Here is a 15,489-nt window from a genome sequence, read left to right on the forward strand (position 1 = left end):
ATGTAGCAGCCGATGTGGCAGCCGACATGCGCTCGCTTGCAACCGTGCTCGCGCGCTCGACGAGCCGCACGGGCAGCACGATTTCGCTCGTTTCGGGCGCTTCTTCGAGCAGCAACTCGACGCCGCGGCGTCCGAGCGCTTCCTTGTCGACAGCGATCGTCGAGAGCGCGGGCGCGGCGTGCGACGCGCCAAGAATGTCGTCGAAGCCGACGATCGCGATGTCTTGCGGCACGCGCAAGCCATTGGCCTGGCATATGCGCATCGCGGCGAGCGCGGCGGCGTCGTTATAGGCGAACACGGCGTCGGGCAACGGGCCGGATGAGCGGCGCGCAGCATCGAGCAGGCGCTGCATGGCGAGCGCCGCACCCGTATCGGGATCGAGCCCGCCGTCGATGCTGGTCTCCAGCGACGGATCGAACAGCAGCCCCGCTTCGAAGAACGCGCGCCGGTAGCCGAGCGCGCGCTGCGCGATGCTGTAGTGCGCGAGCGAGCCGCCGATGAATGCCACGCGCCGCCGCCCGAGGCTGAACAGATGATGCATCGCGAGCGCGGCGCCTGCGGCGTTGTCGATGTTCACCGAGCGCAGGCCTGGCGCCCACAGGTCGATCAGCACGAGCGGGCGCTGCAGCGCGACCATCGCGGCGAGCGTCTCCGGCTCGACGAAGCCCGCCACGGCGATGGCGTCGGGCGCATGCAAGCGCAACTGCTGGATGGTGTCGTCGGCGGGGCCGGCGGTGAGCAGCGCTGGCACGATGCCGTGCTCGCGGCAGGCGTCTTCCACGCCGTGCAGGACGTGCGAGAAGAACGGGCTCGCGGCGAAATTGTTGTGCTGGCGGTGCAGCAGGAAGGTGAGGCGGCGGATGCGCGGGCGCAGTTGCCCGCAGTCGTAGCCGAGCGAGCGCGCGACTTCGACAATGCGCGCGCGCGTGAGCTCGGATAAGCCCGGCTGGTTCTTCAGAGCGCGGGAGACCGTGCCGATCGACACGTTGGCCGCCTGCGCGACGTCACGGATGGTTGTCGCCATGGTTCCTGTCTGCGCTAGCTGACGCCGCGCGGCGGGCGTGCCCGGGATATGCGCAGAGGGTGCGCGCCGCGATACGGTCAGGTGTGCGGCGATTGTATAGTAAAAATATCGCCACACAACGTTGACCAGGGTCTAAAAACCCCCGTAAATACCCGTAATTGCGTGAATAAACGTAAATTTACATGTTTAGTAAAAATAACTAAACAAACTGACCGGGAACGGCAATTGCGTGGTGTCGCGGGTCATTGTTCGACCCGGAGGCCTCTTGCACGGCATTTCTCTACTGCTCTTTCTGGACTTGCTTCTGGTCGCCTCGGTGCCCGCGTGGCCGTACAGCCGCACATGGGGCTACGGACCGTCCGGCACCGTGGGCGCCGGCTTGATCGTCATGTTGTGGCTCGTGCTGACCGGGCAGGTCTAGACGCGCAATGCCATGCTTGCTGGGCAGCGAGGCCGGCGCGGAGTGATCCGCGCCGGCCTTGTTTTATGCACCAGTTGCATTTGGGTCCGCTTTGGGATGCTGCTGCGGACGGTGGGCGCGGATGGGGGAGTGTTTGTGCGTGTTGTTTGTGCGCACGCGCGTTGCGGGGAGGTGTCCGTCGCGCGAATAACTGAGAGATCCGGGGAAGTGGGCCGGCTGCGATCCTCGATCATGGCGTGGAGGAGCCGGGCAATCATACGAACGAACCTTGAGCCGACGACGCAGCGAAAACTGTGCGCCTTCGTCTAGCGCGGCGTTGCCGCGCCATTCTCGTCCGAAGTTTGGCGCTGCTTACTGCCGTCCTGCCGTCGCAGCCTGCTCGCTGCGGCCCGCGCGCGACTCGTCGCCGGCTTCGGCGCGCTCGGCGCTCATGTCGCGGGCGCCCCAGCGCTGCGCGAGCGCCGCGCATACCATCAGCTGGATCTGATGAAACAGCATGAGCGGCAGCACCACCGCGCCCACGGCGCTCGACGCGAAGATCACCTTGGCCATCGGCACGCCGGCCGCGAGACTCTTCTTCGAGCCGCAGAAGATGATCGTGATCTGGTCGGCGCGCGAGAAGCCGAGCTTCTTGCTCGCGAACATGGTGGCGCCGAGCGCGAGCGCGAGCAGCACCGCGCTGACGACGACCAGGCCGCCGAGCGCCGCAAGCGGCGTGTTGTACCAGAGGCCTTCGTTGATCGCCTCGGAGAACGCCCCGTAGACCACCAGCAGGATCGAGCCCTGATCGACGAACTTGAGCACGCCGCGGTTGCGCTCGATCCAGCGGCCGATCGCGGGCCGCAGCAATTGCCCCGCGACGAACGGCACGAGCAGCTGCAACACGATGTTCCAGACCGTATGCCAGGGCGACGTGCCGCCCGCGGCCTGATTCGTCACGATGAGACTCACGAGCGCGGGCGTGACGAAGATGCCGATCAGGCTCGACGCCGACGCGCTGCAGACAGCGGCGGGCACGTTGCCGCGCGCGATCGAGGTGAACGCGATGGACGACTGCACGGTCGAGGGCAGCGTGCACAGGAACAGCACGCCCATATAGAGCGCGGGCGTGACGAGCGGCGAGAGCACCGGCTTGAGCACGAGCCCGAGCACCGGGAAAAGGACAAAGGTGCTCGCCAGCACGACGATGTGCAGGCGCCAGTGCGTGGCGCCCGCCACAATCGCCTCGCGCGAGAGCTTGGCGCCGTGCAGGAAGAACAGCAGCCCGACGGCTACGTTGGTGAGCCAGTTAAAGGGCGTCGCGGCCTGGCCGTGCACGGGCAAGAGGCTGGCGAGCGTCACCGTGCCAATGAGGCACAGCGTGAAGTTATCGGGCAGGAATTTCGGACGAGCCATCGGAGAATCTCAAGTGCGCATCGCGGCACGCTTCGTTCGATCAGGGCGCCACGGGGGAAACGGGAGCTCTATTGTCGCGGCAAGCCGATTGAAAAAGCAAATTCATTTGACGAATCGATTGATGAGTACTGCGCATGAGGCGACGGTACTCAGGACTCACCGGCACGATGTGGTTGCCGCGAGACAACCGGCGCAAACAGGCATCGCCGGGATTCATTCGTCATGCAAAAGACCGGGCACAAAATGCGACGAAAGCGGTGCGCATCCATGACCCGCAAAGCCGCGCCGGCCGGGCTCGCGGCAGTCCGGCTGAAGCTGTTCTACAGCATGAATCAGGCCCGTGCGAAGTGTCCCCAAAGGCCAAAAAATCGTGCAGTAACATGGTGTTACAACCCTTCCGAGGGCATAACACTTTTTGGCTCGACACCCCTTCAGGACGCCCATAAATTACCGTCAAGGAACGTTCAGAAACCGTTGCGGCAGCAATCGTTGCGCGACACACGTGCGCTTCCCGGAACGGCCCGCCATGGCCCGAATGGCGGCAAACCATGCTGAACGTCGGGCAGGTGATCGACACACAATGCGCGCAGGGTTGTTACGGATGGGACAGTGGATCGTGGGGGCCGGATTAACGGCCCTCGTCGCGTTCGCCCATGCACAACCTGCATTTGTAGCTCACGGCGGTGGCGGTTTTCATGGCGGCGGCTTTCAGGCCCCGCCCATGATGCGTCAGGCCCCGCGTGCGGCCATGCCCATGCAATGGGGGGGCCAGCGCGGCGTCGCGCAGCGCGGGGGTTACGGCGGCGCGCCGGGCGGGCGCTACAACGCGGGATCGATGCGCGTGGCCGACCAGGGCGGCTGGCGCGATCACCAGGGTGCCCACCAGGCGCAGCGGCGCGCAAGCAGTGTCAACACTGGCCCGTACGGCGATCCCTACGGCAATGGCTTCGGCGGCTATCACGGCCCGATTCAGCCCGTGAGCGCGGAAGCACGTCAGGTTCCCCATCCACCGGCCGACTCGCCGGTGCGCGCCGGTTCTATTCGCGAAGACGTCGCGCGCTATAACGAGGAGCGCGGCACCTTCCGCCCGTTCCAGCGCAACGGAGGCGACGTGCCTCGTCCGCCGATGCCGGCGCCGTATCGCAATTAACGTAATTAGACCGGCAAAAGCAACTAACTGCACAACCGGATCCGCGGGCGCATGCTGATGCGTCCGTCGCGTCAATCAGAACGCGCGCATCCTGGCGCGCATTCTTGCCTCTCCCCCCTTCCTTTTTCCCATCGTTCTTCCCTCTCCGAGTCTCAAAACTGACGCGTGGATACCACACTTTTTGGGAAATCCCTCGTCATACAGTGCCCTTTCATCATCAAATCTCGGCTTCGTTGAGGCGGCGCCTTTTCGGCGTGGCCAGAAAGCAGCAAAAACCGGGCCGAGGTCCTGTTCATGCGGGCCGCGAGCCAGGTGCGCAGTCATGCTGCAGTGCGGCGAAACAGTCACTGAAATCCGTCGAGCCGGGGTTTGCCGATAGCAATCTAATCGGACCGATATACCGGCGATAACAATCGATATTTTTGTCCATAAAAATGGTCCGCAAAGATGGTCCCGCCCAGAACGGCCACGCCTGCGAACGACGAGATAACAAACGGTTTGCGCGAGCGCCAAAGCCGCCAATCATCCTTTTTGACAAAGAGACAGGAGAACCCATGAAAAAAGCCGTCAGCCGCGCGCTGCGTACGCCTCTCAAGGCGGGTGTCATTGCAGCCGTGCTTGCCGCCGCATCGTCGTCGGCATTCGCGCAGTCGAGCGTTCAGCTCTATGGTCAGGTCGACGAGTGGGTCGGGGCTACGCGCTTCCCGGGCGGTCAAACGGCCTGGAACGTCAGTGGCGGGGGCATGTCGACGTCCTACTGGGGCTTGAAGGGCGCTGAGGATCTGGGCGGCGGCTACAAGGCGATCTTCACGCTGGAAAGCTTCTTCCGCGCGCAGAACGGCCAGTTCGGCCGCTTCCAGGGCGACACTTTCTTCGCGCGCAACGCGTACGTCGGCATCGAATCGCCGTACGGTACCGTCACCGCGGGCCGCCTGACGACGCCGCTGTTCGTTTCGACGATTCTGTTCAACCCGTTCATCGATTCGTACGTCTTCTCGCCGATGGTGTACCACGTGTACCTCGGGCTCTCGACGTTCCCGACCTACACGACCGACCAGGGCGTGGTGGGCGACTCGGGCTGGAACAACGCGATCCAGTACTCGACGCCGAACTTCAACGGCCTCTCGGGCACGGCCATGTACGCGCTCGGCAACCAGGCCGGCGAAAACGGCAAGAAGAAGTGGAGCGTCCAGGCGCTGTACTTCCACGGCCCGTTCGCGGCCACGGCGGTCTATCAGTACGTGAACTTCAACAACACGCCGGGCGACATCGGCAGCATCGTGAGCGGCGACACGACCATCGTCGGCCTGCGCAGCCAGGGTGTCGCACAGGTGGGCCTCTCGTACGACCTGAAGTACGTGAAGTTCTTCGGCCAGTACATGTACACGAACAACAACAGCGACATCAGCAGCTGGCACGTGAACACGGCCCAGGGTGGCGTTTCGGTGCCGGCCGGCCCGGGCACGATCATGGCGTCGTATGCGTACTCGCGCGACAGCGGCGGCCTGAACCAGACGCACAACACGGCGGCGGTCGGCTACGACTACCCGCTCTCGAAGCGCACCGACGTCTACGCGGCCTACATGTACGACCATTACGACAACATGTCGTCGGGCCAGACCTACGGCGTGGGCCTGCGCGCCAAGTTCTAAGCGCCATCACGTCTGAAGCAGCAAACACAAAACCCCGCGCTATTCGCAGCGCGGGGTTTTGTTTTCTCGCGCCCGCCACGGGCTGTGTGGGCCGTGAGGGCTGCGCGTTTGACTACTCAATATTGATAAAACGCGCACAATCTTGGCGATTGTTTCCTGCTTGTTTCCTGATTAACCCGATTTTTGCGGAAAGAACGGCGCGATGGATACCCTCGTCAGCATGAAAGTGTTCCGGCACGTGGTGGAGGCGGCGAGCTTCGTCGCCGCGGCCGAGCGCATGGGCATGTCCGCGGCCATGGCGAGCAAGCATGTGATGCATCTCGAGCAGCAGCTCGGCGCGCGCCTGTTGAACCGCACGACGCGCCGCGTCGCGCCCACCGAGGCGGGCCGCGAATACTACGAGCGCGTGGCCCAGGCGCTCACCGAGCTCGACGAAGCCGGCCAGGCCGTGGGCGCCGCGAGCGTGGTGCCGCAGGGGCGCCTGCGCGTGTCGTCGCTCACGGCGTTCGGCCTGCGCCACGTGATGGGCGCGGTGGCCGACTACGCGGCGGACTTCCCGCAAGTCACCGTCGATATCACCCTTTCGGACCGCGTGGTCGAGCTGATCGACGAAGGCTTCGATGTAGCGATCCGCGCGTCGCCTTCGGGGCTGAAGTCGTCGTCGCTGATCGCGCGGCCGCTCGCCACCGCGCACATCGTGCTGTGCGCCGCGCCCGCGTATCTGCGCCGCCACGGCGTGCCGAAGAGCGTCGCCGATCTCGCGCAGCACAAGTTCGTGCATTACGCGGGCGCCTCGGCGGCGGAGCTCGCGCCGTTCGCGGAAGCGCACGCGCGCCCGAAGCCGGGCGGCAATCTGATCGTCAATCACCTGGAGGCGCTGCGGGTGGTCCTGCTGCAGGGCGGCGGGCTCTCGATGCTAGGCACCGAAGTGATCGGCGACGACATTGCGCAAGGCCGCCTCGTGCCGCTGCTCGTCGACGAACTGCCGCCGCGCGAGCTGCCGATCTACGCTGTCTACGCGAGCCGTCGCCATCTTTCGGCGAAGGTGCGCTCGTTCGTCGATTTCCTCGCGGAGCGCTTTGGCGAGCGCGCGCTCTGGCCGGGCGTCGAAGAGATCCGCGCGGCGGCGGCGCGGGCGGTGCCGCCGACGCCGCCGACGCCACCCGATAAGCTGCTCTGACGACGCCGTCAGCGCGCAAACCCCAGCCGCGCCTTCGTTTCGTCGTACTCGCTCTTCAGGCGCGCGACCAGCTCGGCCACGGACGGCACGTCGTCCATGAGCCCCACGCCCTGGCCCGCGCCCCAGATGTCCTTCCACGCACGGGCCTTCTCGCCGCCGAAGTTCATCTTCGACTTGTCCGACTCGGGCAGCGCGTCCGGGTCGAGCCCCGCGTTGGCGATGCTCTCGCGGATGTAGTTGCCATGCACGCCCGTGAAGAGGTTCGTGTAGATGATGTCGGCGGCCTTGGCTTCGAGGATGGCGTGCTTGTAGGCGTCCACGGCGTGCGCCTCGCGCGTGGCGATGAAGCGCGTGCCCATATAGGCGAGATCGGCGCCCATGGCCTGGGCGGCCAGGATCGAGCCGCCGTTGGCGATCGCGCCCGAGAGCACGATGGGGCCGTCGAACATGCGGCGCACTTCGCCCACGAGCGCGAATGGCGAGGTCGTGCCCGCGTGGCCGCCCGCGCCCGCCGCAACGAGAATCAGGCCGTCCACGCCCGCCTCGAGCGCCTTGCCGGCGTGACGCAGGTTGATGACGTCGTGCAGCACGACGCCGCCGTAGCTGTGCACGGCGTCGAGCAGCTCTTTGGGCGGCGCGCGCAGGCTCGTGATGAAGATCGGCACCTTGTGCTCGACGCACACGCGCACGTCGTGCTCGAGCCGCGTATTCGACTGATGCACGATCTGGTTCACGGCAATCGGCCCGATCACGGCGTCTGGGTTCGCGGCCTTGTGCGCGGCGAGCTGCTCCTGGATCTGCGTGAGCCAGTCGTCGAGCAGTTCGGCGGGGCGCGCGTTGAGCGCGGGGAACGAGCCGACGATGCCCGCCTTGCACTGCGCGAGCACGAGCTCGGGATAGCTCACGATGAACATCGGCGAGCCGACGACAGGCAACGACAGGTTCTGCAGGACGGCGGGCAATGCCATGACGAGGTCTCCTTGCTGGCGGCATGGTGGATTCAGGCCGGCTTCAGGCGCGGGCTCAGGCTGGAAATCGCGCTGGGCGCCCGATGAAACGGTCGTTCGATTATAGGTGCGCGGCTTTCGGCACATGGTGCGCCTGCTGTTCGAGCGAGTCGAGGGAGTGTTCGGTTTCTAGCTTTTCCTGCCCGAATTTGGGGCGCGGCGCCACATACCGCTCCTACAATATTCGCCAGACCAACAACGATACGATGGAGACCCGCCATGCCGTTCGAGGGATACACGCCTTTCACTGTCCGCACCGCGGATGGCGTCGAGATTGACGGGGTCCGTGGCGGCGAAGGGCCGCCGCTCCTGCTCCTGCACGGTCACCCGCAGACCCACATGATCTGGCATCGCTGCGCGGCGGATCTTGCGCAGCACTTCACCGTGATCGCCACCGACTTGCGCGGCTACGGCGCCTCGTCCAAACCGGCGAGCGATGCGAGCCACGCCGCCTACTCGAAACGCGCGATGGCCGCCGATCAGGTCGCGGTCATGCGGCACTTCGGCTTCGAGCGCTTTCTCGTCTGCGCGCATGACCGTGGCGCGCGGGTCGCGCATCGCATGGCGCTCGACCACGCCGACGCCGTGGAGCGGCTGATGCTGCTCGACATCGCGCCCACGCTCGCCATGTACGAGCAGACCGACCGCGAGTTCGCCACGCTCTATTTCCACTGGTTCTTCCTGATCCAGCCCGAGCCGCTGCCCGAGGAGTTGATCGGCGCGAATCCCGATGCGTATATCGAGCGCGTGATGGGCAGCCGCCACGCGGGGCTCGCGCCTTTCGCGCCCAAGGCACTCGGCGCGTACCGCGCGGCGCTGCGCGAGCCGGGCGCCGTGCATGCGATGTGTGAGGACTACCGCGCCTCCGCGACCATCGACCTCGAGCACGACCGGGCCGACATCGAGCGCGGCCACAAGGTGGGCTGCCCGCTGCGCGTGCTGTGGGGCGAGCATGGCGTGATCGAGCGCTGCTTCGACCCGCTCGCGGAATGGCGCAAGGTGGCGCGCGACGTGAGCGGCCGCACGCTGCCGTGCGGCCACTACATTCCCGAGGAGGCGAGCGAGGCGCTCGTGGGCGAAATTCTCTCGTTCTTCGAGGCGACCGAGCGGCAGGATTGACGGCTTCAGCGTGCCGGCGTGGCGCCGGGCGGCGCCTTAGCGCGCTACGTCGGCCCACGCTTAGCCGAGCGGCGGCAGACGGCGCGCCACGGGCGTGGACTTGACGATGGCGGTGCTCGTTTCCGCGCGCTCGGTGACCTTGCTGAGGATCTCATCGAGTTGCTCGATCGAATGCAGATAGAGCCGGGCGATGAAGCAGTCGTCGCCCGTGACCTTGTCGCATTCGATGAATTCGGGAATCCGGCGGATCACCTCTTCGACCAGATGCAACTGCCCCGGCAGGGGCTTCACGCGCACGATGGCCTGCAGCGTGTAGCCGAGCGCGCGCGGGTCGATGCGCACGGTGTAGCCGCCGATCACTCCCTGAGCTTCGAGCCGCCTCAGCCGCTCCGACGTGCTCGGCGCGGAGAGCCCGATCTGGCGAGCCAGCTCGCTCACGCTCGCGCGCCCGTCGTCGGCCAGGGCGGCGAGCAATGCGCGGTCGATCTCGTCGAGCGGGGCGGGGAGAGGCACTCCGGGTCGTTTGGTCATGATTTCACCTGCGTCTTCGCATGATTGCCTTCGATTCGAAGGTATTCCGATATCGTGACCTTAGTTTAGCCATGTATTCCGCGCTTCGCACTGAGTAAACTTGCACTCAGGTACTCACGAGGAGCTCCCTCCCATGGCTTCCCCAGAAGTTCGCCGCGGCGCGGCAGAGATGGTCACCGCGATGCTGATGTCCGGCACCATCGGCTGGCTCGTTGTCGATTCGCAGCAATCGCCGATCAACGTCGCGTTCATGCGCTGCGTGCTGGGCGGCGCGACGCTCGCGCTCGTCTGCGCGGCGCTCGGCCTCTACCGGCGCAGGCTGCCCTGGCGCACGCTCGCGCTCGCTATGGCGGGGGGAGCGGCCATCGTCGCCAACTGGGTGCTGCTGTTCGCCGCCTACTCGCGCGCTTCCATTTCCATGGCCACCGCCGTCTACAACACCCAGCCGTTCATGCTCGTGGGCCTCGGGGTGCTCGTGCTGGGCGAGCGCGTGAGCGCGTCCACCGTCGCGTGGCTCGCGCTCGCCTTCGTCGGGCTCGTCGGCGTGGTGGAGGTGCAGCCGGCCGTGCTCGCGGTGCCCGGTGAATACCTGCAAGGCGTGGCTTGTGCAGCGGGCGCGGCGTTTCTCTACGCGATCTCGTCGATCATCACGCGGCATCTCAAGGGCACGCCGCCCCACTTGATCGCGCTCGTGCAGCTCGCCTTCGGCGCGCTCGCGCTCGCGCCGTTCATCCATTACGGCACGCTGCCCGCCACGCCCGGGCACTGGGCGCAGATCGTCACGCTCGGCATCGTGCACACAGGCGTGATGTACGTGCTGCTCTACGGTGCGATCCAGAAGCTGCCCACGGCGATGACCGGCGCGCTCTCGTTCATCTATCCCGTGGTGGCGATCTTCGTCGACTGGTTCGCGTTCGGGCAGCGCCTCGCGTGGATCCAGGTGGCGGGCGCCGCGCTCATCCTGCTCGCGGCAGCGGGCGTGAACCTCGGCTGGCGGATCGTGCCGCAGCGGCGCAAAACGTCTTCGGCTTGAGCGGGCGTCACCTCGCTCGCGCACACGGTGGCGCAAGCGCGTCTTGACGACACCGCACCCTTCACGCGCTGGTCGCATAATGTCGCGGTTCTCCGACCACGACGATGCACGAGCGCGCATGACCCAGCCAGACACCAGCCACGACGAAGCCGAACTCCAGCGCGCCAAGCGCCGCCCGCTCCTCTTGCTGGTGGCGGCGGCGCTCGTGTTCGTCGTCACGGCGCTCTCGCCGCCGGGCCTCGTGATCGACGGCATCAAGGCGATGAGCGAAGCGGCCATGGTGGGCGCGCTCGCCGACTGGTTCGCCGTGGTCGCGCTGTTCCGCCGGGTGCCGATTCCGGTCATCGCGGCACACACGGGCGTCATTCCGCGCAACAAGGACCGCATTGCCGACGAGCTCGCCGTGTTCGTGCACGACAAGTTTCTCAACGTCGATTCGCTCGTCGGGCTGATCCGCCGCCACGATCCGGTCGAGCGGCTCTCGTCCTGGCTCATGGCGCCTCAGAGCGCCCAGCATCTGGGCGACTACGCGGTGCGGTTGATGTCGGGCCTGCTCGGCCTCACCGACGACGTGCGCATCCGGGCCTTCATCCGCGATGGCCTGCATGCCGCGCTCGACAAAGTCGATCTCTCGAAGTCGGCGGGCGCGATTCTCGACACGCTCACGAAGGACGGCCGCCATCAGGAGTTGCTCGACCAGATGCTCGATCAGCTCGGCCATCTGCTCGCCGAGGAGAGCACGCGCGCGTTCGTGGCGGCGCGCATCGTCGACGGCCTCAAGGGCGAGTTTCCGTGGACGGAAAAGATTCTGCCCTCGGAGTGGATTGGCGATAGCGGCGCGCGCGTGCTGGAGAGCGCGGTGAACCGTTTGCTGCTGCAGGTGAGCGAAGACCGCGAGCACCACTTGCGCAAGAAGTTCGACGAGGTGGTGCAAAAGCTCGTGGTGCAGCTCAAGAGCGATCCCGCATTTCAGCGCAAGGGCGAGGAGCTCAAGGCGAGCCTGCGCGAAGGCAGCGCGCTCAACGAGTACACGCACGCGCTATGGGACAGCCTGCGCACATGGTTGCGCGAGGACCTGGAGCGTCCCGACTCGACGCTGCACGCGAAAGTGGCGGCGACCGGACGCTGGCTCGGCGAGTCGCTTGCCGGCGACGCGGACCTGCGCGCGTCGCTCAACGGCCATCTCGAAGACGCCGCGCGCGCGATGGCGCCAGATTTCGCGCGCTACCTCACGCATCACATCCGCGATACCGTAAGACACTGGGACACGCGCGAGACCGCGCGCCTGATCGAGCTGAAGATCGGCAAGGATCTGCAGGCGATACGCGTGAACGGCACGGTGATCGGCGGGACGATCGGGCTCGGTCTGTATCTGTGCTCGCACGTGTTCGAATGGTTGCGCCTGCAACTCGGCGGGTGACAGGTTGCGGGTTTGCACGTTGCGGGTTTCCATGTTGCCGGCTTGTGCGTTGCCGGTTTGTGCCGGTTTGTGCGTCGGATATGACACGCTCGTGAACGTGCGCTTTTTTCGTCAACGCGCGGTCGCTCAACGATTCGGAGCGCGAATCAATTGTTCGCGTCGACGCGCAAACGTTTTGGCTTCGGGGCCGTTTCGACGCCGCTTGGCCGATGGCAGTTTGTAGGGAAATCACCGATGCGACGCGAATTCGCGCGCGAGTATGATCGGCTCGACAGTTTGATCACGTCAGAGCACGATTCTCACGCTCGTCCTGGAAAGGGACGAGCGTTTTTTTTGGTGCGCCGCGCCTGGCGTTGTGCGTGACGGCGCAGGCGCAAGTGCGTCAGGACATGCCGGCGGGTGCTTCGACCCCGTTCTCGCCCATCACGAGCGCACCGCTTTTCGCCAGCTCGCCGGCCAGGTCGCGCATCAGCGCGGGCCATGCGCGCTCGGGCGCGATCTGCCGCGCCGCCGCGCGCATGGCCGAGGCCCCGGCGAGCATCGCGTCCAGCGCCGCGAACGTCATCGTGCGCACTTCCAGCAGCTTGAACACGATCAGCACCTTGAGCGCGTTTTTGGCGTTGCGCGCCGGATCGGCGCTCAGCCACGCGAGGCGAGCACCGGCGCGTTCGAGCGCGGCCCCGACGTTCGTGAACGGCGCGCCATGGCCCGGAATCACCACGGCCACATCGAGTTGCGCGATGGCGTCCAGCACGGCGCGCTGCTCCGCAAAACCGCTTTCGCCTTCGAGCTCGGGGAAGATCACGCCGAAGCCGTGCTCCCAGAGCGCGTCGGCGCTGATCAGCACGCGCGGCTCGGCCGCGTAGAGCATCAGCGAATCGGGGTCGTGACCGGGCGCGCCGATGACGTCCCACTCGAAGCCGCCGAGCGTGAGGCGTGCGCCGGGCGCGAGCGTGTCCGTGATGGCGAAGCGCTCGCAGCTTTGGCCGGTGGCGAGAAAGGAGAGCCGCGCCTGGTCCCAGGCGCGCACGGCGCTCGCGCTGGCGGCGGGAATGAGCGTCTCGCAAGACCATTGCGCCTGCAAGCGTGCGTTGCCGCCGCAATGGTCCGAATGCAGATGTGTGTTGACGATCGTGTCGAGCGCGCGCCCCGCGAGCGCGTGCTGCACGAGCGAGACGGTTTGCTCGGCATGCGTGGCGTAGCCCGTGTCGACGAGCGCGGCGCGGGACTCATCGACGAGCAGCACGTTGTTCGACGAGAGCCAGCCGCGCTCGAACACGCGGATCGACGCGGGCAGCGGCACAGGCAACGTCGGGGGCAACGTCGCGGGCAACGTCGCGCTCGGGTTCGCTGAAACCCCGCTCATCGCGCGGCTTCTCCGCTCGCTTGCGCCTGGGCCTTCGGCATCACGAGGATCGTCGAGCGTCCCACCACGAGCGTCTCGCCGTGCTGGTTGACTGCCGTGCCCTCGAGCTTCACGAGATCGCCGTTCAGGCTCGCTTTCCAGTGCGCGTCCACGACGCGCCACTCGAAGGTGAGCACGTCATGGGCGTGCGCCGCGCGCTTGAGCTTCATGTCGAACTCGAGGCCGAGCGGCTGCGCATACTGCGAAAAGTGCGTGGCGAGCAGCGCCATGAAATACGCGGTGGGCTGCGTGCCCGAGGCGATCAGGCCGCCGAAGCGGCTTTGCGCGGCATAGGCGTCGTCGTGGTGCAGCGGGTTCAGGTCGTTCACGAGCGTGGCGAACGACTTCACGGTATCGGGCGAGAGCGCGAGCGTCGAGCCAAACGTCTCGCCGATCGTCACGACACGGGCAGGCGCGGTCATCGTGCGTCTCCCCGATCGGGCGCATCGACGCGCTCGGTCATCCATTGCGCATGACGCGTTTCGATTGCGTCCCACACGGCGCGCTTTGCAGCGTCGTCGAGCGTGGACCACGCGGCGATCTCGTCGATCGTGCGCAGGCACCCTTCGCACAGGCCGCTCGCCTCGTGCATGCGGCACACGTTGATGCAGGGCGAGGGCGTTTGAACGGGCACGCTCATCGGGTTCGCGCTCATGCGTCGCGCAGCGCGACGTCCACCACGGGTGCGCCGGTGAGCGCCGCCAGCTCCTGCGGCGAAAGATTGAACACCGCATGCGGGTGGCCCGCCGCGGCCCAGAGGCTGTCGAGCGCGAACAGGTCGGCGTCGATTAGCGTGACGGGCTTTGTGGCGTGGCCGATCGGGCACACGCCGCCGATTGCATAGCCGGTCATTTCGCGCACGAACTTCGCGTCGGCGCGGCCGACTTCTCCCACCTGCGCCTCGACCTTCTTTTCGTCGACGCGATTGGCGCCGCTCGCGATCACGAGCACGGGCGCATCGTCCTTGCGGCGGCGAAACAGGATCGACTTGGCGATTTGCGCGACTTCGCAGCCGAGCCCGGCCGCCGCTTCCGCCGAGGTCTTGCCGGTTTCGGGCAGCAGCACGACGGGCTTCGCGTGGCCGCACTCGCGCAAGAGCAGCGCGACGCGGCGCGCGGAATCGGGCAGGGCTTCGAGGCCGTCCTTTTCTGAGTTGACAAGCGATGCCGTCATGTCGTCATTTCCTTCGTACTGCGATTCAATGTCATATGACGCGCCGAGGCATCAAGCGCACTCGGCGGCGCTCTGCTTCTTCGCGAGCAGCGCCTTGCCAGCGCGCGAGGCGTTGGCGCGGCCGATCGACTTCGAAATGAAGTCGCCGGCTTCCACGACCTGATCGAGATCGACGCCCGTTTGAATGCCGAGCCCATTCATCAGGTACAGCACGTCTTCGGTCGCGACGTTGCCGGTCGCGCCCTTCGCGTACGGGCAGCCGCCGAGCCCCGCCACCGAGGCGTGAAAGATCGCGATGCCTTCCTCGAGCGCGGCGTAGATGTTGGCGAGCGCCTGGCCGTAAGTGTCGTGGAAGTGGCCCGAGAGGCGCTCGCGCGGGAACACCTTCGTGACCGCCTCGAACACTTCGTGCACGCGCTTTGCGGTGCCCACGCCGATCGTATCGGCGATATCGATCTCGTCGCAGCCGAGCGCCGCGAAGCGCTGCACCACGTCGACCACCGACGCCACCGGCACCTCGCCCTGGTACGGGCAGCCGAACGAGCACGAGACGCTGCCGCGAATGCGCACGCCGGCGGCCTTCGCCGCTTGCGCCACGGGGACGAAGCGCTCGATGCTCTCCGCAATCGAGCAGTTGATGTTGCGCTGCGAGAACGCCTCGCTCGCGGCGCCGAAGATCACGATCTCGTCCGCGTGCGCGGCGAGCGCGCCTTCGAGGCCGCGCAGGTTCGGCGTGAGCACCGAATAGAGCGCGCCTTCACGGCGCGCGATGCCGGCCATGACCTCGGCGCCGTCGGCCATCTGCGGGACCCACTTCGGCGAAACGAACGAGGCCGCTTCGACGTTGGGAAAGCCCGCCTTCGAGAGCCGGTCGATCAGCTCGATCTTCACGGCGGTGGGCACGAATTCCTTTTCGTTCTGCAGACCGTCGCGCGGTCCGACTTCGACAATCTTGACTGCGGTGGGCAATGTGGCCATG

At 66.3% G+C, this 15,489-nt stretch carries 15 protein-coding genes and 1 pseudogene; 7 read left to right on the plus strand and 9 right to left on the minus strand.

All coding sequences use genetic code 11. From position 1 onward, the window contains the following. Window positions 1–16 precede the first annotated feature (16 nt). Window positions 17–1,153: pseudogene (locus EYW47_RS11940) on the minus strand (LacI family DNA-binding transcriptional regulator); the annotation flags it as partial. Between the two features lie 136 nt (window positions 1,154–1,289). Between EYW47_RS11940 and EYW47_RS11945 the strand changes: the two are divergent. Then, window positions 1,290–1,445 (plus strand): DUF3309 family protein, encoded by a 156-nt coding sequence (locus tag EYW47_RS11945; RefSeq protein WP_133195041.1) that lies wholly within the window; start codon window positions 1,290–1,292, stop codon window positions 1,443–1,445. A 351-nt stretch (window positions 1,446–1,796) separates the two neighbouring features. On the opposite strand, the gene EYW47_RS11950 is transcribed toward EYW47_RS11945, so the two are convergent. Then, window positions 1,797–2,840, minus strand: coding sequence for a bile acid:sodium symporter family protein (locus EYW47_RS11950; protein WP_133195042.1), 1,044 nt, complete (start codon window positions 2,838–2,840; stop codon window positions 1,797–1,799). A 721-nt stretch (window positions 2,841–3,561) separates the two neighbouring features. Between EYW47_RS11950 and EYW47_RS11955 the strand changes: the two genes are divergently transcribed. The 3 genes from EYW47_RS11955 to EYW47_RS11965 all read left to right on the plus strand — a co-directional run bounded on the left by EYW47_RS11955 (window position 3,562) and on the right by EYW47_RS11965 (window position 6,822). Continuing rightward, entirely contained in the window at window positions 3,562–3,990 is a 429-nt protein-coding gene (locus EYW47_RS11955) for a hypothetical protein (RefSeq protein ID WP_133195043.1), read from the plus strand. Window positions 3,991–4,544: 554 nt separating this feature from the next. Next, on the plus strand, window positions 4,545–5,642 hold the full coding sequence (locus EYW47_RS11960) for a porin (protein ID WP_133195044.1): 1,098 nt from the start codon (window positions 4,545–4,547) through the stop codon (window positions 5,640–5,642). 202 nt (window positions 5,643–5,844) lie between these two features. After that, a complete protein-coding gene (locus tag EYW47_RS11965) occupies window positions 5,845–6,822 on the plus strand; it encodes a LysR family transcriptional regulator (protein ID WP_133195045.1) in 978 nt (325 codons plus the stop codon). Window positions 6,823–6,830: 8 nt separating this feature from the next. On the opposite strand, the gene EYW47_RS11970 is transcribed toward EYW47_RS11965, so the two are convergent. Next, the gene (locus tag EYW47_RS11970) at window positions 6,831–7,790 is read right to left on the minus strand and encodes an NAD(P)H-dependent flavin oxidoreductase (RefSeq protein WP_133195046.1); all 960 of its coding nucleotides are present in this window, start codon (window positions 7,788–7,790) and stop codon (window positions 6,831–6,833) included. A gap of 258 nt (window positions 7,791–8,048) precedes the next feature. Between EYW47_RS11970 and EYW47_RS11975 the strand changes: the two genes are divergently transcribed. Beyond that, the gene (locus EYW47_RS11975) at window positions 8,049–8,948 is read left to right on the plus strand and encodes an alpha/beta fold hydrolase (protein WP_133195047.1); all 900 of its coding nucleotides are present in this window, start codon (window positions 8,049–8,051) and stop codon (window positions 8,946–8,948) included. A 60-nt stretch (window positions 8,949–9,008) separates the two neighbouring features. Here EYW47_RS11975 and EYW47_RS11980 read toward each other — a convergent pair whose 3' ends face one another. After that, complete coding sequence (locus EYW47_RS11980; RefSeq protein ID WP_133195048.1) at window positions 9,009–9,479, minus strand: Lrp/AsnC family transcriptional regulator; 471 nt, start codon at window positions 9,477–9,479, stop codon at window positions 9,009–9,011. A gap of 133 nt (window positions 9,480–9,612) precedes the next feature. Here EYW47_RS11980 and EYW47_RS11985 point away from each other — a divergent pair, with 133 nt between their 5' ends. Together EYW47_RS11985 and EYW47_RS11990 are read left to right on the plus strand one after the other, a co-directional pair. Then, window positions 9,613–10,512, plus strand: coding sequence for a DMT family transporter (locus EYW47_RS11985; RefSeq protein WP_133195049.1), 900 nt, complete (start codon window positions 9,613–9,615; stop codon window positions 10,510–10,512). 118 nt (window positions 10,513–10,630) lie between these two features. Continuing rightward, window positions 10,631–11,932, plus strand: a complete 1,302-nt coding sequence (locus EYW47_RS11990; protein ID WP_133195050.1) for a DUF445 domain-containing protein — start codon at window positions 10,631–10,633, stop codon at window positions 11,930–11,932. Window positions 11,933–12,314: 382 nt separating this feature from the next. On the opposite strand, the gene EYW47_RS11995 is transcribed toward EYW47_RS11990, so the two are convergent. Genes EYW47_RS11995 through EYW47_RS12015 form a run of 5 tightly spaced genes read right to left on the minus strand, consistent with a single transcriptional unit; the run spans window position 12,315 to window position 15,488 of the window. After that, window positions 12,315–13,298 (minus strand): MBL fold metallo-hydrolase, encoded by a 984-nt coding sequence (locus tag EYW47_RS11995; RefSeq protein WP_133195051.1) that lies wholly within the window; start codon window positions 13,296–13,298, stop codon window positions 12,315–12,317. After that, window positions 13,295–13,759, minus strand: a complete 465-nt coding sequence (locus tag EYW47_RS12000) for a MaoC family dehydratase (protein WP_133195052.1) — start codon at window positions 13,757–13,759, stop codon at window positions 13,295–13,297. Before EYW47_RS12000 ends, EYW47_RS11995 begins: the two co-directional genes overlap by 4 nt. After that, window positions 13,756–13,977, minus strand: a complete 222-nt coding sequence (locus tag EYW47_RS12005; RefSeq protein WP_338117816.1) for a DUF1289 domain-containing protein — start codon at window positions 13,975–13,977, stop codon at window positions 13,756–13,758. Before EYW47_RS12005 ends, EYW47_RS12000 begins: the two co-directional genes overlap by 4 nt. 11 nt (window positions 13,978–13,988) lie before the next feature. Next, window positions 13,989–14,510 (minus strand): YbaK/EbsC family protein, encoded by a 522-nt coding sequence (locus EYW47_RS12010; RefSeq protein ID WP_133195054.1) that lies wholly within the window; start codon window positions 14,508–14,510, stop codon window positions 13,989–13,991. 51 nt (window positions 14,511–14,561) lie between these two features. After that, window positions 14,562–15,488 carry a hydroxymethylglutaryl-CoA lyase gene (locus EYW47_RS12015; RefSeq protein ID WP_133195055.1) on the minus strand — a complete coding sequence of 309 codons (927 nt, stop codon included), beginning with the start codon at window positions 15,486–15,488 and terminating at the stop codon, window positions 14,562–14,564. Window position 15,489: the final 1 nt, after the last annotated feature.

Source organism: Paraburkholderia silviterrae (genome assembly GCF_004353915.1).
Lineage (GTDB): Bacteria > Pseudomonadota > Gammaproteobacteria > Burkholderiales > Burkholderiaceae > Paraburkholderia > Paraburkholderia silviterrae.